17 protein-coding genes are annotated in these 20,948 nt (G+C 71.4%); 5 read left to right on the top strand and 12 right to left on the bottom strand.

Annotated elements, in window-relative coordinates; genetic code table 11:
- Window positions 1-6: 6 nt before the first annotated feature.
- From ACZ6YG_RS01095 to ACZ6YG_RS01075, 5 genes are all read right to left on the bottom strand, one after another.
- Window positions 7-2,016, bottom strand: a complete 2,010-nt coding sequence (locus tag ACZ6YG_RS01095) for a dipeptide ABC transporter ATP-binding protein (protein ID WP_466016855.1) — start codon at window positions 2,014-2,016, stop codon at window positions 7-9.
- Window positions 2,013-2,924 carry an ABC transporter permease gene (locus tag ACZ6YG_RS01090; protein ID WP_271278989.1) on the bottom strand — a complete coding sequence of 304 codons (912 nt, stop codon included), beginning with the start codon at window positions 2,922-2,924 and terminating at the stop codon, window positions 2,013-2,015. Before ACZ6YG_RS01090 ends, ACZ6YG_RS01095 begins: the two co-directional genes overlap by 4 nt.
- Window positions 2,921-3,907, bottom strand: coding sequence for an ABC transporter permease (locus tag ACZ6YG_RS01085; protein ID WP_219551337.1), 987 nt, complete (start codon window positions 3,905-3,907; stop codon window positions 2,921-2,923). Before ACZ6YG_RS01085 ends, ACZ6YG_RS01090 begins: the two co-directional genes overlap by 4 nt.
- Window positions 3,908-4,008: 101 nt before the next feature.
- Window positions 4,009-6,351 (bottom strand): AAA family ATPase, encoded by a 2,343-nt coding sequence (locus ACZ6YG_RS01080; protein WP_271278988.1) that lies wholly within the window; start codon window positions 6,349-6,351, stop codon window positions 4,009-4,011.
- A 66-nt stretch (window positions 6,352-6,417) separates the two neighbouring features.
- Window positions 6,418-7,314, bottom strand: a complete 897-nt coding sequence (locus ACZ6YG_RS01075; RefSeq protein ID WP_466016854.1) for a haloalkane dehalogenase — start codon at window positions 7,312-7,314, stop codon at window positions 6,418-6,420.
- Between the two features lie 209 nt (window positions 7,315-7,523).
- Here ACZ6YG_RS01075 and ACZ6YG_RS01070 point away from each other — a divergent pair, with 209 nt between their 5' ends.
- Together ACZ6YG_RS01070 and ACZ6YG_RS01065 are read left to right on the top strand one after the other, a co-directional pair.
- Complete coding sequence (locus ACZ6YG_RS01070) at window positions 7,524-9,053, top strand: MFS transporter (RefSeq protein ID WP_148030148.1); 1,530 nt, start codon at window positions 7,524-7,526, stop codon at window positions 9,051-9,053.
- 35 nt (window positions 9,054-9,088) lie between these two features.
- Window positions 9,089-9,793, top strand: a complete 705-nt coding sequence (locus ACZ6YG_RS01065; protein ID WP_466016853.1) for a DoxX family protein — start codon at window positions 9,089-9,091, stop codon at window positions 9,791-9,793.
- Here ACZ6YG_RS01065 and sthA read toward each other — a convergent pair.
- Both sthA and ACZ6YG_RS01055 read right to left on the bottom strand, forming a co-directional pair.
- Window positions 9,790-11,193, bottom strand: a complete 1,404-nt coding sequence (sthA, locus tag ACZ6YG_RS01060) for a Si-specific NAD(P)(+) transhydrogenase (protein ID WP_148030146.1) — start codon at window positions 11,191-11,193, stop codon at window positions 9,790-9,792. The two genes, ACZ6YG_RS01065 and sthA, sit on opposite strands and share 4 nt — an antisense overlap.
- Window positions 11,194-11,244: 51 nt before the next feature.
- Window positions 11,245-11,496, bottom strand: coding sequence for a hypothetical protein (locus ACZ6YG_RS01055; protein ID WP_148030145.1), 252 nt, complete (start codon window positions 11,494-11,496; stop codon window positions 11,245-11,247).
- Between the two features lie 146 nt (window positions 11,497-11,642).
- Between ACZ6YG_RS01055 and ACZ6YG_RS01050 the strand changes: the two genes are divergently transcribed.
- Window positions 11,643-12,095, top strand: a complete 453-nt coding sequence (locus ACZ6YG_RS01050; RefSeq protein ID WP_466016852.1) for a carboxymuconolactone decarboxylase family protein — start codon at window positions 11,643-11,645, stop codon at window positions 12,093-12,095.
- 280 nt (window positions 12,096-12,375) lie between these two features.
- Complete coding sequence (locus ACZ6YG_RS01045; RefSeq protein ID WP_187281029.1) at window positions 12,376-12,549, top strand: hypothetical protein; 174 nt, start codon at window positions 12,376-12,378, stop codon at window positions 12,547-12,549.
- Here ACZ6YG_RS01045 and ACZ6YG_RS01040 read toward each other — a convergent pair.
- Both ACZ6YG_RS01040 and ACZ6YG_RS01035 read right to left on the bottom strand, forming a co-directional pair.
- Window positions 12,546-13,193 (bottom strand): pyridoxamine 5'-phosphate oxidase family protein, encoded by a 648-nt coding sequence (locus ACZ6YG_RS01040; RefSeq protein ID WP_246641255.1) that lies wholly within the window; start codon window positions 13,191-13,193, stop codon window positions 12,546-12,548. The genes ACZ6YG_RS01045 and ACZ6YG_RS01040 overlap by 4 nt on opposite strands.
- Window positions 13,194-13,235: 42 nt before the next feature.
- The gene (locus ACZ6YG_RS01035) at window positions 13,236-14,333 is read right to left on the bottom strand and encodes a PrsW family intramembrane metalloprotease (protein WP_187281028.1); all 1,098 of its coding nucleotides are present in this window, start codon (window positions 14,331-14,333) and stop codon (window positions 13,236-13,238) included.
- Window positions 14,334-14,470: 137 nt separating this feature from the next.
- Between ACZ6YG_RS01035 and ACZ6YG_RS01030 the strand changes: the two genes are divergently transcribed.
- Window positions 14,471-14,869 carry an ester cyclase gene (locus ACZ6YG_RS01030; protein ID WP_148030142.1) on the top strand — a complete coding sequence of 133 codons (399 nt, stop codon included), beginning with the start codon at window positions 14,471-14,473 and terminating at the stop codon, window positions 14,867-14,869.
- A gap of 95 nt (window positions 14,870-14,964) precedes the next feature.
- Here ACZ6YG_RS01030 and ACZ6YG_RS01025 read toward each other — a convergent pair whose 3' ends face one another.
- From ACZ6YG_RS01025 to ACZ6YG_RS01015, 3 genes are all read right to left on the bottom strand, one after another.
- A complete protein-coding gene (locus ACZ6YG_RS01025; protein ID WP_466016851.1) occupies window positions 14,965-18,831 on the bottom strand; it encodes a vitamin B12-dependent ribonucleotide reductase in 3,867 nt (1,288 codons plus the stop codon).
- Window positions 18,828-19,283 carry a transcriptional regulator NrdR gene (nrdR, locus tag ACZ6YG_RS01020; RefSeq protein WP_148030140.1) on the bottom strand — a complete coding sequence of 152 codons (456 nt, stop codon included), beginning with the start codon at window positions 19,281-19,283 and terminating at the stop codon, window positions 18,828-18,830. The genes ACZ6YG_RS01025 and nrdR overlap by 4 nt, the downstream gene beginning before the upstream one ends.
- Before the next feature lie 505 nt (window positions 19,284-19,788).
- A complete protein-coding gene (locus ACZ6YG_RS01015; protein WP_466016850.1) occupies window positions 19,789-20,445 on the bottom strand; it encodes a hypothetical protein in 657 nt (218 codons plus the stop codon).
- Window positions 20,446-20,948 lie beyond the last annotated feature (503 nt).

Here is a 20,948-nt window from a genome sequence, read left to right as displayed (position 1 = left end):
GCCGGGTCAGACGACGGCGAGCCTCTCCGCGTAGTGGCAGGCGGCCGACTGGTCCTCGCCCAGCCGCCGCATCTCGGGCTCGGTGTCGGCGCACAGGCCGCGCTCCGTCTCCGTCAGCACCGACCGGAACGTCGGGCACCGCGTGCGGAACCGGCAACCGGACGGCGGGGAGGCCGGGTCGGGCCGCTCGCCGGTGAGCAGGATCCGCTCGCGGGCGCGCTCGCGGGCCGGGTCGGGCAGCGGGATCGCCGACAGCAGCGCCTGCGTGTACGGGTGAGCGGGCGCGGTGTAGACGGCGTCGGCGCGGCCGATCTCGGCGATCCTGCCCAGGTACATGACGGCCACCCGGTCGGCGATGTGCCGCACCACGGCCAGGTCGTGCGCCACCAGCAGGTAGGACAGCCCGAGCTCGGTCTTGAGCGCGCCGAGCAGGCCGAGCACCCCGGCCTGGACCGACACGTCGAGCGCGGAGACCGGCTCGTCGAGCACCAGCAGGCGCGGCTCCAGGGCGAGCGCGCGGGCGATGGCGATGCGCTGCCGCTGGCCGCCGGAGAAGTCCTTCGGGTAGCGGGCGGCGTGCGCCGGGTCCAGCCCGACGAGGGCGAGCAGCTCGCCGACCCGCCGCCGGGGATCGCCGCGCCGATGCGTGCGCAGCGGCTCGGCCAGGATGTCGTGGACCGTCATCCGAGGGTCGAGCGAGGCCAGCGGGTCCTGGAAGACGACCTGCACGTCACGCCTGATCTCCATCCGCTGGGCGGCGGTGAGCGCGGCGGTGTCGCGGCCGAGCACCACGACGCGGCCCTGCTGCGGGCGGGTCAGCTCCAGGATCTCGGTCAGCGCGGTGGTCTTGCCCGAGCCGGACTCGCCGACGAGGCCGAGCGTCTCGCCCTCGCGGATGTCGAAGCTGATGCCGGCGACCGCGTGGACGGTGCCGACCCGTCTCCTGAACACGGCGCCCTTGACCAGCGGGTAGTGCCTGACCAGCCCGTCGACGGCCAGGACCGTGCGCGGCCCGCGGGCGCCCGGCCCCGTCCTGCCCGGGGGCGCGGGAAGCGGCGGGCTCACCTCGTCCCAGCGGATGCACGCGGCGCGGTGTCCCGGGCCCACCTCGAACAGCGGCGGCTCGCGTTCGTCGCACGCCTCCACCCGCAGCGGGCAGCGCGGCGCGAACGGGCAGCCGGGCGGCAGGTCGCCGGGCGCGGGCGGGGCGCCGGCGATCGGCGCGGGCGCGGCCCTGCCGGCCGCGTCGATGCGCGGCACCGCGCCGAGCAGCCCGGCGGTGTACGGCATGCGGGCGTGGTAGAAGACGTCGTCCACGTCGCCGGACTCGACCGGGCGGCCCGCGTACATGACGAGCACCCGGTCGGCGAAGCCGGCCACGACCCCGAGATCGTGCGTGATCATGACGATGGCGGCGCCGGTCTGGCGCTGCGCGGTCTTGAGCACCTCCAGCACCTGGGCCTGGACGGTGACGTCGAGCGCGGTCGTCGGCTCGTCACAGATGATCACGTCGGGGTCGTTGGCCATGGCCATGGCGATCAGCGCCCGCTGGCGCATGCCGCCGGAGAACTCGTGCGGGAAGGCCAGCGCCCGCCGGGCCGGGTCGGGGATGCCGACCAGGTCGAGCAGGTCGACGGCGCGGACCGCGGCCTGCTCCTTGGTCACCTTCTGGTGGGTGCGGACGGCCTCGGCGATCTGGTCGCCGACGCGGTAGACCGGGGTGAGCGCGGAGAGCGGGTCCTGGAACACCATCGAGACGGCGCTGCCGCGGACGGCGGCGAGTTCCCGCTCGCGCAGGCCGACGAGCTCCCTGCCTCCCAGCCGGATCGAGCCGGTCACCCGGGCGCCGGGTGGCAGCAGGCCCATCACCGCGGCCGCCGACACCGACTTGCCGCAGCCAGACTCGCCGACGAGGCCGAGCACCTCGCCCTTGCGCACGGCGTAGCCGAGGCCGCGCACGACGGGCGCCCCGCCGAGCGTGACCCGCAGGTCGGTCACCTCCAGCGCGGGGGTCATCGCGGCTCCCTCGCCGTCGGGTCGAAGGCGTCGCGCAGCGCGTCGCCGATGAGGTTGACCGCGAGCACGGTGACCACGAGCAGCCCGGCGGCGAACCAGAACGTCCACGGCGCGTACACGGCGGTCCTGGAGCCGTCGGCGATGAGCGTGCCGAGCGACACGTCGGGCGGCTGGATGCCGAACCCGAAGTACGACAGCGAGGTCTCGGTCAGGATGGCGGCGCTGACGTTCAGCGTGGCGTCGACGATCAGCAGCGACGACAGGTTGGGCAGCACGTGCGAGAGCACGATCCTTACGGGCGGCACGCCCAGGTAGCGGGCGGCCCGCACGAACTCGCGCTCGCGCAGCGAGATCGTCATCCCGCGGGCCATCTTGGCGGTCACCATCCACAGGAACAGCGCCAGCATGAGCACGAACAGCGGCCACTGCCCGGACCCGAACAGCGGCGACATGACGGCCAGGATGAGGAACGCGGGCAGCACCAGCAGCAGGTCGGTCACCCAGGTGATGACCCGGTCGGTCCAGCCGAGGAAGTAGCCGGCGAACGCCCCGGCGAGCGCGGCCAGCGCCGTGCACACCACGGCCGCGAGCAGCCCGACGACCAGCGACCGCTGCAGGCCGCGCAGCGTGACGGCGAACACGTCGGCGCCGGTCTGCAGCGTGCCGAACCAGTGGGCGGCCGACGGCGGGGCGAGGAACGCGGCGAAGTCCTTGTCGGTGTGGGACCACGGGCTGACCAGCGGGCCCGCGAACGCGAACAGGAACACCAGCGCCAGCACCAGCGCGCCTGCCCTGCCCTGCCACGAGGAGAGGAAGCGGCCGGTCACCGCCCTGGCCCTGGACGGCGGGGGCGGCCGGCCGGCGTCGTCGCCGGCGGACTCCTCGGCGACCTCCTCCGACAGCGTCATCCGGCCCGCACCCTGGGGTCGAGCACGGCCTGCAGCAGTCCGGCGGCCATGGACGCGACCAGCACGGCGACCGCGGCCAGGCAGGAGATGGCGGCCACGGTGTTGACGTCGTTGGTGAAGATCGAGCTGATCAGCCGCTCCCCCAGCCCGTGCCAGCCGAAGATCTTCTCGGTGAACGTGGCCCCGGTGAGCAGGGCGCCGAAGGTGAAGGCGAAGTAGGTCGCGACCGGGATGAGCGCGGTGCGCAGCCCGTGGCGGATCAGCGCCCGCCGTCTGGTCAGGCCCTTGGCCATGGCGGTGCGCAGGTAGTCGGCGCCGAGCACGTCGAGCATCGTGTTGCGCTGGTAGCGGCTGAACACGGCAGCGAGCCCGAGCGTGATCGTGACGGTCGGCAGGACGAGGTGCTGGGCCCGGTCGAGGAGCGTCTCCCAGAGCCCGGCCTCCAGCCCCGCGCTCGCTTCCCCCGCCACGAGCAGCACCCGGGCGCCGAACAGGTGGTCGTTGGCCCACGTGCCGGCCAGGATCAGCACGTTGGCCAGCACCACCACGGGCACCGCGAGCAGCAGGAAGGACACGGCCGCCGAAAGCCGGTCGAACCAGCCGTACTGCCGGGCGGCGGCGAGCGCCCCCGCCATGACGCCCAGCGCGCTCCCGCACACCAGCCCGAGCAGGACCAGCCGGAGGGTGACACCGGCCCGCCGCTTGAGGTCGTCGCCGACCGGCGCGCCGCTGACGCTCTTGCCGAAGTCGCCGCGCAGGACTCCGCCCGCCCAGGTGAGGTAGCGCTCGGTCAGGGGGGTGCGGTCGTTCAGGTTGAGCGCGGTGAGCTGCGCGTCGACGACGGCGGGCGGCGGGGCGGGAGTGCGGCCCGCGTAGTTGGCGCGCGGGTCGAGCGCGGCGGCGGCGAGCAGGTAGGCGAGGGAGGCCGCGACGGCGACCAGCACCACCGAGCTGACCAGCCTGCGCGCCAGGAACCCGGCCATCTCCCCTCCTCCGCGACACCGCTCCTACCGCAACACTGCGTAGCCATATTGCTACAGGATGCGACGGGCGCCGCGCAGGCGAGTGCCAAAGAGGGGTCTGGTTAACGTCCGGAAAGCTCGTCGACGGCGGTGCGGACGTCGTCGCTGGTGATCGTCGTCAGCTCGGCGGCGCTGGCCGGCTCCTCCGCCGAGGCGCCCGCGGCCAGCCGCACGTCGCGGCGCATCGCGGCGCGCTCGAACAGCGACCTGGCGAACCGGCCGTTGCCCAGCCCGTCGATCAGCCGTTCCTCGCACACCCAGGTGAAGACCTCGTCGAGGTCGTTGAGCGCGTCGTCGTCGAACCGGTCGCCGGCCTGCTGGGCGAGCAGCACGGCGATCTCGGTCAGCTCGCGCGGCGCGTAGCTGGGGAAGGCGACCCGCTGGTTGAAGCGGCTGGACAGGCCGGGGTTGGTGGCGAGGAAGGCGTCCATCTCGCGCTCGTAGCCGGCCAGCACGATGACCAGCCGGTCGCGGTCGTCCTCGGCGCGCTTGAGCAGCGTCTGCACGGCCTCGGCGCCGAACGCGTCGCCGCCGGAGTAGCCGGGGTTGACCAGGCTGTAGGCCTCGTCGATGAAGAGCACGCCGCCCAGCGCCCGGTCGACCAGCTCGTTGGTCTTGATCGCGGTCGCGCCGAGGTGCTGGCCGACCAGGTCGGCGCGGTGCGCCTCGACCACGTCGGGCCGGGCGAGCAGGCCGAGCGCGGCGAAGACGCGGCCCAGCACCCTCGCGACGCTGGTCTTCCCGGTGCCGGGCGGGCCGGCGAACACGAAGTGTCGCATCTGCGGCGGGGTGGGCAGCCCGCGCTCCTGCCGCATGCGGGCCACCTGGAGCTGCGCGGCGATGGCGTGGACCTGCCGTTTGACGGGGGCGAGCCCGGCCATCCGGTCGAGGTCGGCGAGCGCCTCCTCCAGCGTGGGCGTGGCGACGTAGCCGCGGAAGCGGGCGGTGAGCTCGTCGAACGCCTTGGTCACGTCGGCGGTGGTGGTGGTCACCAGGTCCTGGGTGGTCGGCGTGCCGCCCGCGCCCACCACCCGCACGTCGCGGGCCTGGGCCGCGGCCTCGACCAGGCTGCGGGCGAACCTGGCGTTGCCCAGTTCGTCGACCAGCCCGCGGCGGTGGACGTCCTCGTACAGGCCGAGCAGCGCGGCCTTGGCGTCGTCGCCCATGGTGTCGCCGCGCCTGCGCTGCAGGAGCTCGGTGATCTGGGCCAGCTCGGCGGCGGAGTAGGCGGGGAAGCGCACGCGGGTGGCGAACCGGCTGGCCAGCCCGGGGTTGCTGGACAGGAACGAGGTCATCTCCTGCTCGTAGCCCGCCAGGATGATGATCAGCCGGTCACGGTCGTCCTCGGCGCGCTTGAGCAGGGTCTGCACGGCCTCGGCGCCGAACCGGTCGGGCTGGCCGTCGGAGGAGTTGATCAGACCGTACGCCTCGTCGACGAAGAGCACGCCGCCCAGCGCCCGGTCGACCAGCTCGTTGGTCTTGATCGCGGTCGCGCCGAGGTACTCGCCGACCAGGTCGGCGCGCTGCCCTTCGACCACGTAAGGGGTCTCCAGCAGGCCGAAGGCGTAGAAGATCTTGGCGAGGGTGCGGGCGACGCTGGTCTTGCCGGTGCCCGGCGGGCCGACGAACACGAAGTGGCGCACCGGACGGCCCGCGGTGTAGCCGGCCTCGGCGCGCAGCCGGGAGGCCTCGATGGAGGCGGCGATCGAGCGGACCTGCTCTTTGACGGGGGCGAGGCCGATCATGGCGTCGAGCTCGGCGAGCGCCTCCTCGACCGAGATCTGCGGCAGGCCCTGGGCCTTCTCCGGCTGCGCCTCGGGCCTGCCCTCGCGGGCGCGCACCCGTACCCGCTCCTCCGCGCCCAGCTCGGCCCTGGCCCGGCGGGCGAGCAGGAAACGGTAGCCGAGCACGACCGCGGCGGCGCCGTAGGCGACCCAGACGGCGAGGTTCTCCGAGACGAGGGAGAGCGCGGCGGCCAGCGCGCCGGCGGGCACGAGCGCGAGCAGCGCGGACACCCACGGGGTGACCCAGCGGATCAGGTGGGCGGCGACGGCGACCGGCACGGCGAGCAGCATGAGCAGGGTCGGCGCCATCGGCTGCGCGGGGAAGAGCGGGGAGAAGAGCGGCAGCAGCGCGATCCAGCCCGCCAGGACCAGCACGGTCGCCGCGGCCTGCGGGAAGCGGAGGGTGAGCGCGACGAAGCAGAGGATCAGCGCGGTGGTGAGAAACGTGTCGAGCAGGTCCCAGCCGAGCGCCGCGCCGGTGCCGACCGCCCCGATGAGGATCGCCGCGTACAGCACTCTGCGCACGGCGGGGGGAAGCCGGAAATAGCGCAGCCGCACCTGCTCGAACAGATCTCGCACCGCGGCTCGGCCCGCGGGACGGGCCCTGCCGGACTCCTGCATCACGCCTCCCCGGTGTCCGCCCCCGGTTATACCGTACGGAACCCCGGTGTGGGCGGACCTGACACGCTAGGTGGAGGTCACGAAAGCGGCTATGTGCCGGCCGAGTTCGGTGCCCGCGTCCTCCTGGAGGAAGTGACCGGCGCCCTTGATGACGGGATGGTCCAGGCCCGCGGCGCCGGCCATGGACGAGCGCAGGATCGGCGCCATGCCGCCGGTGATCGGGTCGCCGTCGGAGAACGCCACGAGGAACGGCCGGTCGAGGGTGGTGAGCACCTGCCAGGCGGCGCGGTTGGCCGGCCCGGCCGGGTCGCCGGGGGTGTGCGGGACGAGTCCCGGCATGGCGCGCGGGCCCGCCTTGTACGACTCGTCCGGGAAGGGGGCGTCGTAGGCGGCGCGCACCTCCGGGGAGAGCCGGGTGGCGCAGCCGGACTGCACGAACCGGGCGACGTCCAGGGCGGGGGCGCTCGCCACCGCGTCCTTGAAGCGGTGCCACACCTCGGGCATGGGAATGTCACCGGTCGGCAAGCCGGTGTTGGCGGCGACGATCCTGGCCACCCGGCCGGGGTGCTCGGCCGCCAGGCGCAGGCCGATGAGCCCGCCCCAGTCCTGGCCGACGAGGGTGACGCCGGTCAGGCCGAGCGCGTCGTACAGCAGGGCGCGGGTCCACTCGACGTGGCGGGCGTAGGTGTGGTCGGACGGCTCGGCGGGTTTGTCGGAGCGGCCGAACCCGACGAGGTCGGGGGCGATGGCGCGCAGTCCGGCCGCGGCCAGCTCGGGCATGACCTGGCGGTAGAGGAACGACCAGGACGGCTCGCCGTGCAGGAGCACGACGGGTTCCCCGGTCGCGGGCCCGGTCTCGACGTAGGCCATCCGCAGCCCGTCGCCGATCTCGGCGTAGCGGGGCTCGTACGGGAAGCCGGGCAGGTCGGTGAAGCGGTCGTCGGGTGTACGCAGGATCCGCATAGAACATGATTCTAGTCCGCGGGCGGCCCGGCGCGTGGAGTCCGGATACCATGAATGCCGATCCCGATAAATGGTGGCATTTCGGTCAATAGACGGACAGCCATTCCTGGATCATTCGATACCGCTGCACCCATCCCGCGGCATGCCATAAGCTGCCACGCAAGTTTCGTGCGGGCCCGCTGTGAAGGGATCGGCCCGCAAGGAGGTCCATGACCGTCACCCAGGCCGTGCCCTTCGCACGCCGCGCCGGCCGCGAGCATCAGGAAAACCGCTGGAAGATCCTGGTGCTGCTCTGCGTGAGCCTCCTGCTCATCACGGTCGACGCGACGGTCCTGCACATCGCGGTCCCCGCACTCACCGCCGCCCTGGAGCCGTCAGCGGTCCAGCTGCTGTGGATCATCGACGTCTACTCGCTGATCGTGGCCCCGCTGCTCATCCTCTTCGGCACGCTCGGCGACCGCTACGGGCGCAAACGCCTGGTCATCGCGGGCTTCGTGCTGTTCGGCGTGGCCTCGGCCGGGGCGGCCTTCGCCCCCACGCCGCTGGCGCTCGTCCTGGCCAGGGCACTGCTCGGCGTCGGCGGCGCGATGATCATGCCGGCCACGCTGTCGCTGATCCGCCAGGTGTTCACCGACCGCCGCGAGCGCGCCATCGCGCTCGGCGTGTGGAGCGCGGTCGCCGCCGCCGGGGCCGCCGTGGGGCCGCTCATCGGCGGCCTGCTGGTCGGCTGGTGGTGGGGCGCGGTCTTCCTGATCAACGTGCCGATCCTGCTCGTGCTGCTGCCCGCCGCCCTGCGCATGCTCCCCGAGTACCGCGACCCCGAGCCGCGGCCGTGGGACGTGACCAGCGCCGTGCTGTCCGTGTTCGGCATCCTGGCGCTGGCCTTCGGTCTGAAGGAGGCTGGGTCGGGCAGCCTGATGCCGTTCCCGGCCGCCGTCGCGGTCTTCCTGACGGGCGCGGGGCTGCTGGTGTGGTTCGCCCGGCGGCAGACCCGGCTGGAGACGCCGCTGCTCGACGTCTCGCTGTTCCGGCGGCGGGAGTTCACCACCGGCGTGCTGGGCGTGCTGCTCGGCGTGTTCGCGCTGGTCGGGCTGCAGCTGATGCTCGCCCAGTACCTGCAGCTCGTGCTCGGCGACACCCCGGTGCGCGCCGCGTTCCGGATGCTCCCGCTGGTGCTGTCGGCTGTCGCGGGCGGGCTGGTCGCCGCGCACATCCTGCCGAGGCTCGGCATGCGCGCCACCATGAGCGGCGGCCTCGCGCTCGTCGCGCTCGCCCTCACCCCCACGCTGACCTGGGGCGTCGAGGGCCATCCCGTGATGCTGGCGTGCTGCTTCGTGGGCATCGGCTTCGGTGTGCAGGTGGCGCTGCTGGCCGCCTCCGACACGATCATGTCCGCCGCGCCCGCCTCCCACGCGGGCGGCGCCGCCGCCATCGAGGGCACCGCCTACGAGCTCGGCGCCGGGCTCGGCGTCGCGGTGCTCGGCACGATCACCACCATCGCGTACGCGCCCGCGGTGCCCGACGTGCGGGGCATCCCCGGCGGGGGCATGGACCAGGCCAGGCAGTCACTCGCGGGAGCCGCCCACGTCGCCGAGGAGATAGGCGGCAGCGCCGGCGGCGCCCTGCTGAACGCGGCCCGCTGGGCCTTCGTCAACGCCCTGCACACGACCGTGGTCGTGAGCGTCGTCCTGCTCAGCCTGACCGCCGTCGCGGTGGCCATGCTGCTCCGCCGTGATTGAGGTGTGCGATGTCCCCCTTAGGGCAGTCAACAACCGTGAGACAGTCCCTCCGTGATCTCGCCGCGCTGGTGGCCCGCCTGGGTGTGGGCGGCATCTTCTTCGCCAACGGCTGGCGCAAGCTGGAAATCGGGCTGATGGAGACCGGAGTCCAGTTCCAGTCCCAGGGAGCCCCCGCCCCGCGCGCCTGGGCCACAGTCACCATGCTGATCGAATTGGTGGGCGGCGCGCTGCTGATCGCCGGGCTGATGGTGTCGGTGATGGGGCTGGTCCTGTTCGCGGAGGCGGTCGCGGTGCTGTGGGTGGCCCCGCCGCTGAACCCGATCACGCTGAACGAGCTGATCCTGCTCGGCGCGGCCTCGCTGCTGCTCGCCGTGGTGGGCGCGGGCCGCGTCTCCGTCGACCACATGGTGGTGATCAGGCGGCGGGAGTCCGCGGCGGCCGACGAGTTCGCCGCCGACAAGGAGGCGGACGCGGTCATCGCCTCGCTGCGCGACCCCGACAAGCCCGCCGGCCCGCCCGCCCCGGCCAAGCCCGAGGCCACCGGGAAGAAGGAGCCGCCCGCCGAGAAGCCGGCGCGCCCCCGTACCTCCAAGGAAGCGGAGCCCGCCCTCGAAGACACCGCGCCGCACCCGAGGCCGCGCGCGGCGACCACCGAGGAGCCCTCCCCCTCCCCCGGCGACACGCTGGTGGCGGGCCGCAAGAAGCCGGCGCCCCGGTCGCGGCGCGCCACGGAGGACTAGAGCTCGAAGCGGGCGACGCGGCGCAGCTTGTTCATCGCGTCCAGGGCCGCGACCTTGTACGACTCCGCCAGCGTCGGGTAGTTGAAGACCGCGTCCACCAGATAGTCGATGGCGCCGCCGCAGCCCATCACCGCCTGGCCGATGTGCAGCAGCTCCGTCGCCCCGGTGCCGAACACGTGCACGCCCAGCAGCGAGCGGTCCTCGGGTGAGACGAGCAGCTTGAGCATCCCGTACGTGTCGCCGATGATCTGGCCGCGGGCCAGTTCGCGGTAGCGGGAGACGCCGACCTCGAACGGCACCTGTGACTTGGTCAGCTCGTCCTCGGTGCGGCCGATGAAGGAGATCTCGGGGATGGTGTAGATGCCGATCGGCTGCAGCGGGGTCATGCCGGCCAGCGGCTCGTCGCAGGCGTGCTGGGCGGCGATCCTGCCCTGTTCCATGGAGGTGGCGGCGAGCGACGGGAACCCGATCACGTCGCCGACCGCGTAGATGTGCTCCACCGCGGTGCGGTAGTGCGCGTCCACCGCGATCCGCCCCCGGTCGTCGGCGGCCAGCCCGGCCTGCTCCAGCCCGAGGTGGTCGGTCATGCCCTGCCGCCCGGCCGAGTACATGACGGTCTCGGCGGGGATCTTCTTGCCGCTCTCCAGCAGCGTGATGGCGCCCCTCGGCCGGCGTTCCACGGCGGCGACCGTCTCCCCGAACCGGAAGGTGACGGCCAGGTCGCGCAGGTGGTACTTGAGCGCCTCCACGATCTCCAGGTCGCAGAAGTCGAGCATCCGCTCCCGCCGCTCCACCACCGTCACCTTGGTGCCGAGGGCGGCGAACATCGAGGCGTACTCGATCCCGATCACCCCGGCGCCGACGACCACCAGCGACTCGGGGACCCGCTGGAGGTTGAGTATGCCGTCGGAGTCGATGATCGTCTGCTCGTCGAACTCCACCGACTCCGGCCTGGCCGGGCGGGTGCCGGTGGCGATGATGATCTTCCGTCCGCTGATCTTGACGGCCCGTCCCTGCTCGTCGGTGACGTCCAGGGTGTGCGGGTCGGTGAAACTGGCGGTGCCGGTGAAGACGGCCACGTGGTTGCGCGAGAGCTGGCTGCGGATCACGTCGACCTCGCGGCCGATCACGTGCTGGGTCCTGATGCCCAGGTCGCCGACGGTGATGTCGTCCTTGACCCGGTAGCTCTGCCCGTACATCTCCCGCTGGTTGAGCCCGGTCAGGTAGAGCACGGCCTCGCGCAGGGTCTTGGACGGGATCGTGCCGGTGTTGATGCAGACCCCGCCGATCATGTTGCGCCGCTCGACCACGGCGACCCGCTTCTCCAGCTTGGCGGCGGCGATGGCCGCCTTCTGCCCACCGGGCCCGGAACCTATGACAACCACATCGAAGTCGGCCACACCGCCAGTGTGCGTGCCGGTGACGGTCTGGAGAAGCCCGAATCCCGGCTGTCAGGCGGTGGCGCCGGCCGGGACGCGGTCGACGATGCCGCTGGAGCCTTCCTGCCGGGCGCAGTGGGCGCAGCAGTACCAGTGGTCGCCCGACTGGACGCCGTGGCCGATGACCTTGGTGCCGCAGTGCTCGCATACCGGCGCCATCTTGTCGATCGCGCACTGGAAGGAGTCGAAGGTGTGGGTTCTGCCCTGGGCGCGGACCTCGAACGCCATGTCGTAGTCGTTGCCGCATGACTCGCAGACAGCCATGATGATCCCCCCTGATCATTAGTGATGTCCGTGCAGAGGTCTCATATCCGCAGAAGGCCGCCCTATTCAGATTTTTCCGGACTGTCACATCCAGCGGGGCTGCCCCGTCCATGTCGCGTCGGCTACGACTCACCATGGAGGTATCGATGACTCAGCGGCTCAACGTCGCGGCCCTCGCCCCCGAGCCCTACCGGGCGTTCCTCTCCGTCGAGAAGTTCCTCGGCGACTGCGGGATCCCGCACGCCACGATCGGGCTCATGAAGCTGCGCGCCAGCCAGATCAACGCGTGCGCGTTCTGCGTGGACATGCACAGCCGTGATCTGAAGAAGGACGGCGAGAGCGACGCGCGGGTCTGGTCGGTGGCCGCCTGGCGGGAGACCACGGTCTACTCCCCTGCCGAGCGGGCGGCGCTGGACCTGACGGAGGAGGCGACCAGGCTCGCCGACCACGGCAAGGGCGTCTCCGACGAGGTCTGGGACGCGGCGGCCGAACACTACGACGAGAAGCAGCTCGCGTCGCTGGTGGTGGCCGTCGCGATGATCAACGCGTGGAACCGGCTCGCGGTCACGAGCCGGACGGTCCCCGGCGGCGGCATCTGACACTCACCGGGCGGGCGTCACGGCGCCCGCCCGGTGCGGACAAATGCGTTGAGCGTACGACGCGCGCCCGGTTAGGTTGGCGCCAGGCGAGAGGGGGCACACCATGAAGCGCGTGCGCATCGTCAGGACGACGACCAGGCGGCGTCCGGTCCGCGGCGCGGACCTTGACCTGCGATCCCCGTCGGGCCGCCGCCTGCCCTACTGAATTTCTGTCTTACACCGCCCTTACCCGGGTTTCTGTTAATAACATAGGTAACAGGAACATCACGGGGGGAGGACGATGAGAAGGCTGGTGACGGTCCCGCCGCGCATCGCCACGCACAAGATCCGCGACATCCGATCAGTGGCCGTGCACCGCAAGCAGGCGGCCGTCGATCCGAAGGTCGTCGACCTGCGGGCCTACACGGGCCGCAACGTGATCCGCTTCCCCGACGGCCCCACCCCCGCGGCCTAGACCTCGTAGAGCTTCTTGCGGTAGGCGGCGTCCGAGTAGTACGTCTCCAGCTCCTCAAGGGTCTCCGGTGTGGTCTGCAGCTCCTTGACCAGGGTGGCGTGCGACGGCAGCGGGTCGGGGCCCCACTTCTCCGGCCGCCAGAGCGCGCTGCGCATGAACGCCTTGGCACAGTGGAACATGATCTGCTCGATCTCCACGACCAGGGCGAGCTTGGGCCGGTGACCCTTGACGATCATCTCGTCGAAGAACGGCGCCTCCCGCACGAGCCGGGCACGGCCGTTCACACGCAACGTCTCGTTGCGGCCGGGGATCAGGAAGATCAGGCCGACGTGCGGGTTGGACAGGATGTTGCGGAACCCGTCGGCCCTGCGGTTGCCGGGGCGCTCGGGGATGGCGATCGTGGTGTCGTCGATCACGTGGGCGAACCCGGCAGGGTCGCCCTTGGGCGAGACGTCGCAGTTGCCATCGGCGTCGGCCGTGGCGATCAGGCAGAACGGCGAGGTCGCCAGCCACTGACGGTCACGCTCGTGCAGGCGGGTGCGCTCCTTCGTCGCCGCCCGCGGCATCACTTCGCCCAGCAGCTCGCGCAGCTCGGCCTCGGACTCGATCTCCACCCAGCTCATCCGCTCTCCTTTCACGCCCATCCCGGACATTGTGTCAGGAAAGCGCTTCCGGGCCAGAGAGGGTCACCAGCGGCGGGCCCGGGCCATCGCGCCCAGCAGCAGATCACGCTCGACCGCGAACCGGGCCGGATCCGTCCTCTCCCGCTCCGCGCGCAGGTGGAGCATCGTCAGCTCGGTGGCCGCCTGCTGGTAGTCGCTCATCTCACGGCCCAGCCCGGCGCCCCTGGCCCACTTGCGGGCCGCGCGACGGGCCGCGATCGTCGTCAGCATCCCCACGTCCTGCTCGGTGACCAGGCCGGTGTGACCGTACAAGGGGAGATAGGCGCCCATCCGTGAGACGAGCTGCCTGCGCTCCACCACCGTGATGACGATCAGCCCGATGAGCACCAGCATGATCACCAGGTACGCGCCGGCGACCGCTGCCAGCGACCCGCTGGAGGCCGCGCCGTTCCACAGGGCGTGCAGGAAGACCGCGCCCAGATAGCCGAGCGGGATCGCGGCGAACCGGGCGGCGTTGCGGCGCGTCAGCGCGTACGCCACCCCGACCCCGATCATCGACGTGTAGACCGGGTGGCCGAGCGGGTCGATCAGCCCGCGGATGACGAACAACTGGAAGGCCGCGCCCGCCCCTTCCTCACCGAAGGCCGTCAGGTAGTAGCCGACGTTCTCCACGGTCGCGAAGCCCAGCCCGGCCATGGACGCGTACACGATGCCGTCCGTCAGCCCGTCGATCTCCCGCCGCCGGCGCAGGAGCAGCAGCAGCGCGGCGCCCTTCAGCGCCTCCTCGATGACCGGCGCGAGCACCACCGCGCTGATGAGGTTCACGGCCTGCTGGCCGTAACCGGCGCGGGCGAACAGCTCGATGCCCACGACACTCAGCAGGATGGCCAGCCCCACCGCCACCCCCGCGCCCCAGCTGAACGAGAACGCCAGATGCAGCTTCGGCTCCGGCTCCAGCCGGTCGAGCGAGAGCACCGCCGCCAGCAGCACCGGCAGCGGCGCGATGGCCAGCAGCGCCGACAGACCGAAGCCGACGGGCCCGCCGCTCAGCAGCAACACCGCGAGCACGCCCAGCGCCAGCAGGCCGGACAGCACCAGGGCGATGATCAGCGCCTTGCTGGGCCGCTGGTCGAGCATCGGGGTTTGCGGCGGAACCGTCATGGCAGGCCCTCCCTTTCCATGGACACCCAGCATGTCGCGCCCTGATCGACGCCCGGTTTCAGAACGGTTGACGAAACCATGGCGAACACGCGCCGAGCAATCTATCGAAGCCCCGTACCCGGGTAGAGGTCACCGGCATGATGGCGAAACTGTACGAGCGATGGCTGCTCCACCTGTGGCAGGGCGAATTCTCCCTAGCCCACGAACTCGTCACCCCCGGCTTCGTCGGCCACTGGCCGGGCATGGACGTGCACGGCCCCGACCAGCTGATCGAGACGCTCCGGCAGGGACACGAGCCGTTCGACGACGTCACGATCACCCTCGACGTCGGCCCCGTCGTCGACGGCGACCACGTGGCCGCCCGCTGGACCTTCGCCGGCGCCTACCGGGGCGGCATGCCCGGCGCCACCGCGGCCCCCGGCACCCGGATCGCCTTCAGCGGCCACGACATCCTGCGCGCCGAGGACGGCAGGTTCGCCGAGTACTGGGTCATCTCCGACATCCAGTCGCTCTCCCGCCAGCTCGGGACGGGCTGACACGCCCCGACCCTGGTGACGGCGCCGCGGCCGGAAGCGCGAACGAGGTGCCGGATCGGCACCGGCACCTCGTTCGCGGACGATCTACCCCTCGCTCAGCTGCAGCCGCTGGTCGAGCCGCAGCCCTCGCAGACGTAGCAGCTGCCCGCCGGGCGCATCTTGGTGCCGCACGTCATGCAGAGCGGCGCGTCGGCGGTGAAGCGCTGGTGGCTCTCCAGCGTCAGCTCCTTGCTGGGCTCCTGCTTCGGCTTCTCCTCGATCGGCGCCGACTGGGCCAGCGACTCCACCGTCTCCTGCAGCGCCGCCGGGTCCTCGCCGCGCTGCTGCGCCGCCCGCTCGGCCGCCGAGAAGATGCCGAGCGCCGCCCGCTCCTCGTAGGGCAGGTGGTCGAGCGCCAGCCGCCGGAAGATGTAGTCCATCACCGACGTCGCCATCCGGACATCCGGGTCGTCCGTCATGCCCGCCGGCTCGAAGCGCATGTTGACGAACTTGCTCATGTACGTCTCCAGCGGCACCCCGTACTGGAGCCCGATCGAGATCGCCACCGAGAAGGCGTCCATGACGCCCGCCAGCGTCGAGCCCTGCTTGGACATCTTCAGGAAGACCTCGCCCAGCCCGTCATCGGGGTAGGAGGAGGCGGTCATGTAGCCCTTGGCGCCGCCGACCGTGAACCGCGTCGTGGTGCTCGGCCGCTGGTTGGGCATGCGCCGCCTGGTCGGCCGCGCCACCTCCACGACCTTGACCTCCGGCTCGGCGGCCTTCGGCTCCTCCTTCTTGCTGCCGCCTGCCGACAGCGGCTGGCCCACCTTGCAGTTGTCGCGGTAGACCGCCAGCGCCTTCAGGCCGAGCTCCCAGCCCTCACGGTAGACCTGCTCGATGTCGTCGATCGTGGCCGACTCGGGCAGGTTGACCGTCTTGGAGATCGCGCCCGACAGGAAGGGCTGCGTCGCCGCCATCATCCGCACGTGGCCCATCGGCGCGATCGCCCGCTCGCCCATCGCGCAGTCGAACACCTCGTAGTGCTCCTGCCGCAGGCCGGGGGCGTCGACCACGTGGCCGTGCTCGGCGATGTACTCGACGATCGCCTCGATCTGCTCCTGCTGGTAGCCGAGCTTCACCAGCGCCCGGGGCACCGTCTGGTTGACGATCTGCATCGACCCGCCGCCGACGAGCTTCTTGAACTTGACCAGCGCCAGGTCGGGCTCGATGCCGGTCGTGTCGCAGTCCATCATCAGGCCGATGGTGCCCGTGGGCGCGAGCAGGCTGGCCTGGGCGTTGCGGTAGCCGTTCCGCTCGCCCAGCTTGAGGCACTCGGCCCACTGCCGCGACGCCTCGGCGTGGATCTTGGAGTCCATCGCGCCGATCGCGCGCAGGTTGTCGTTGGCCGCCGCGTGCTTGCGCATCACCCGCTTGTGCGGCTCGGCGTTGCGCGCGTAGCCGTCGTACGGGCCGACCACCCCGGCCAGCTCCGCGCTGCGGCGGTAGGACACGCCGGTCATCAGCGACGTGATCGCCCCGGCCACCGCGCGACCGCCGTCGGAGTCGTAGGCGTGACCCGTCGCCATCAGCAGGGCGCCCAGGTTGGCGTAGCCGATGCCGAGCTGCCGGTAGGCGCGCGTCGTCTCACCGATCTTCTCCGTCGGGAAGTCGGCGAACGTGATCGAGACGTCCATCGCCGTGATGATCAGCTCGGTCAGCTTGACGAAGCCGGGCACGTCGAACGAGCCGTCGTCCTTGAGGAACTTCAGCAGGTTGATGCTGGCCAGGTTGCAGGACGAGTTGTCCAGGTGGACGTACTCGGAGCAGGGGTTGCTGGCCGTGATCCGCCCGGTCTCCGGGGTGGTGTGCCAGTCGTTGATCGTGTCGTCGTACTGCACACCGGGGTCGGCGCACTCCCACGCGGCCTTCGCCATCTTGCGGAACAGGTCGCGGGCGTCGACGGTCTCGATCACCTCGCCGGTGAGCCGGGCGCGCAGCCCGAACTTCTCGCCCTTCTCCACCGCGCGCATGAACTCGTCGGAGACCCGCACCGAGTTGTTGGCGTTCTGGTACTGCACCGAGACGATGTCCTTGCCGCCGAGGTCCATGTCGAACCCGGCGTCACGCAGCGCGCGGACCTTGTCCTCCTCGCGCGCCTTGGTCTCGATGAACTCCTCGATGTCGGGGTGGTCGACGTCGAGCACGACCATCTTGGCGGCCCTGCGGGTCGCGCCACCGGACTTGATCGTGCCGGCGCTGGCGTCGGCGCCGCGCATGAACGACACGGGACCGCTGGCGGTGCCGCCGCTGGAGAGCAGCTCCTTGGACGAGCGGATGCGGGACAGGTTGACGCCCGACCCGGAGCCGCCCTTGAAGATCACACCCTCTTCCTTGTACCACTCCAGGATCGACTCCATCGTGTCGTCCACGGCGAGGATGAAGCAGTTGTGCACCCGGAGGTTGCCCGAGAGGTATTCGCCGCTCTCGGTCTGAATGTCGTAGACCTCCATCGGCCCGAGGTCCTCGACCCGGTCGATCTCCAGCCGCTTGGTCGCCTTCGACGGGTGTCCCGGCTTGTCGAAGCTCGCCTCGAGCTTGCCGGACTTGGTCTCGTCGACGAAGCCGATCTCGTCGGCGAAGGCGCGCCGGTCGCCGGCGGACTGGATGCGCAGCGTCCAGCAGCCCTTGCGGTCGTCGCGGGCGTCCTTCTTGAAGCCGACGCGGGCGTAGATGCCGAAGCGCAGCAGCAGGCGCTGCATGCCGCGGATCAGCTCCTCGGAGATCATGTCGACCTCGACGACGGTGGAGCTCTCCCTCGCGGTGACGAAACCCTCGGCCTGGAAGACGCTGCGGAGATAGGCGGCCACCACCGGCAGCGGAGCGGTGAAGAGACCGGCGGGGACGGACATGTCGACGCCGCGCCGACGCAGGTCCCACTTGTCCACGAAGCCTTCCAGCGACTTGCCGTAGAGGCGGGTGCGCCGGCAGTCGAGCGAGGTGTCCTGCGTCTCCACCGTGCGCTCCTTGCGGTGCACGTCGGGGAACACGACGTCGAGGGCTCGGGTCACCCAGGCGAGCTCGGCGTCGTTGACGGTCATCGCCTCGATGGTGAGGGACTTGTCGGTCCCTTCGTACTGTCCCACGAAGCCGTCGGACTGCAGCCAGCCGGCGAGGGCCGCCTCCGCCACCTCGGTGAAGTCGATCTCGCCTTCGCCGAACGCTTCGCGCCGGTGCCACTCGAGCTGGTCTCCGGGATTGAGGGTGGCGGCCTCCACGAAGTGGCCGGTGCCGTCGCCGGTGGCCTTCCACACCAGGTGGTCGCCGGTGACGTCAAGCGTGTAGCCCGCCTTGGTGTGCAGGCGCAGCACGTTCTTCACGCCGTTGGCCTTGGTGGCGATGACGCGGGTGAGGCCGTGGGCGTCGTAGACCTTGGCGCCGATCGCGTTGTCCTGGACGAGCTTGCCGATCGGGACGAGCCCGTCGGGCGTGCTCACCAGCGCGTCGTACGGCTGGCAGGCGCTCACCTGCTGGGGCGACTGGGTGCCGACGTTGAACCAGACCGGGGAGTTGAAGGCGAAGATCTGGTGGACCAGGGCGTACTTCAGCTCGTGGTCGAAGATCTCGGCGTCCTCGTCACTGGCGAAGTAGCCGTGGTCCAGGCCGGTCCGCGTGTAGACGCCGACGACCCGGTCGACGAGCTGCTTCAGGCTGTGCTCGCGCTGGGGTGTGCCGACCGCGCCGCGGAAGTATTTGGTGGTCACGATGTTGGTCGCGTTGATCGACCAGAAGTCGGGGAACTCGACGCCCCGCTGCTCGAAGTTGACCGAGCCGTCGCGCCAGTTGGTCATGACGACGTCGCGGCGCTCCCACGCGATCTCGTCGTACGGGTGCACGCCGGGCGTGGTGAAGATCCGCTTCATCTTCAGACCCTTGCGGGGACGCTTGCCTCCGCGCGCCACTGATCCGCTGGACGTCTCCGTCATGACTCCCCCTTCTCCGCCTTCAACTGTTTGATCTCGGCCTCGAAGTCCGCCAGGCTCTCGAAACCGCGGTAAACCGATGCGAACCGCAGGTAGGCCACCTCGTCGAGCTCGCGCAGCGGCCCGAGGATCGCCAGCCCCACTTCGTTGGAGGCGATCTCGGCCGCGCCCTTGGCCCTGATGGCCTCCTCCACCCTCTGCCCCAGCTGCGCCAGTGAGTCCTCGCTGACCGGTCTGCCCTGGCAGGCTCGCCGCACGCCCGCGACGACCTTGTCACGCGAGAACGGCTCGGTGACTCCGCTGCGCTTGCTGACCATGAGGAGCACGGTCTCCTGGGTGGTGAATCGCCGCCCGCATTCGGGGCAGGTGCGCCTGCGCCTGATCGCCGCGCCGTCCTCTGTGGAGCGGCTGTCGATGACCCTGGTGTCGGGGTGGCGGCAGAACGGACAATGCACGCTTACGCCTCCTCGCTTCAGGGGTCACCACAGGCACGGCATCCGCCTCTGGGGACGCTCGCGCACGCACCGGAGCTTCTGTCTGGTGCGGTCGCCGAAACACAAGGTGTGGTGAACTACATCGGTGTAACTACTAGATGTTGTGGTCCAACCGTAGAAGCGCGCGACCATGAACGCAAGTTGGCCGGGCCCGCCCGGCCGAAGTCGCTGATCAGCCCCCGCGTCCCCGCCCCGCCTCGGCGTGTCGTCCGGGACGTGTCACTTTTGTTGGTACGCGTCACGTACGTGATGTTTGTTCACAGGAGGCTCGCGGGCATCGCACGGTCACCTATTGTCCCTGGTGTAAAGGGGTGCCGACGCCATCGGGGCCGTGGAAGCGGGTGCCCGCCCATCTGGGCGGACTCGTCAGCCTGTCGCACCGCTTGGCCTCGTCCGCGACGGCGCCTAGGTCCTCGCCGGGGTGGACGCCGGCGCCGCTCAGGTTGTCGACTTCACGCACCTGTGCCTACGACAGGCCGGCGACGCTCCTCAGGCTGTGGCCTTCACGCACCTGCGCCCACGGTAAGCCGGCGACGCTCCACAGGTTGCCGCCTTCACGCACCTGCGCCCACGACAGGCCGACGGCGCTTCTCGGGCTGGCGCCTTCACGCACCTGTGCCCACGGCGGGCCGGCGACGCTCCACAGGTTGTCACCTTCACGCACCTGCGCCCACGACAGGCCGACGGCGCCCGGCGAGCGCTCGACCACTGCGTGGCCGGCCGCCCTGGTGCCGAGCCAGAACCCGCCCAGCGACAGCAGCGCCATGACCAGCACCAGCACCGCCTGGCCGCGCCGCGTCAACCGCACCGGCGCGGTCTCGGCCGTGCTGCCCCGCAGCCTCTTCCCCGCCCGCGCACGCCGCCCACTGTCGGCCCCCGCGGAGCGGCCCACCCCGTCGGCCTGCGTGGTGCCGCCGGTCCTGCCGACCTGCGTGGCGCGGCCGGTCCTGTCAACCTGTGCGGCGCGACCGGCCCTATCGATCTGCGTAACGCGACCGGCCCTGTCGATCTGTGCGGCGCGACCGGCCCTGTCGATCCGCGCGAACCTCGGGAACCAGCCCATCCTTGGCCGGCCGAGCTGCGCTGGAGTCCCGGGCACGACGACGCGGCGACGCGCCCGCACCGCGTCCCCTTCAATCGCGCCGTCCCCCTTACGCGTCCGGCGCCTCGATTGCAGGTCCGCCGGGGCCCGCTCCCCCTGCGCTGCGCGCGCACTCCCCTTGGGTACCATCGACGCCCCGTCCCGCCGGAGCCCCCGCACTCGGGCCGGGGACACCGGCGACCGCTCAGCGCGACCGTCGCCGAGCCCGTCTTCGCCGGTGAGGCCGGAACGCCGCAGAGGGCCGTCGTCCGTCAGGCGCCTTTCCGGCGCACCCTGCCTCCGGCGCCGCTCCACGACCCGCCGCTCGCCCCCCGCCTGGCGCCCACCGTTGACGACCTGGCCGACTCCGGGCACGCGCTCACCCGCCGCCCGGCGCCCGCCATTGACGGCCGGACCGTCTCCGGGCGCTCGCTCTCCCGTCCGGACGGGCCTTCCGTTGACGACCTGACCGTCTCCGGGCGCTCGCCCTCTCGTCCGGACGGGCCTTCCGTTGACGGCCGGGCCGTCTCCCGGCACTCGCTTTC

This window comes from Nonomuraea sp. NPDC054003, assembly GCF_055585125.1.
The sequence above is the reverse complement of the archived record's forward strand: the minus strand, read 5'-3'. Positions and strand labels throughout refer to the sequence as shown.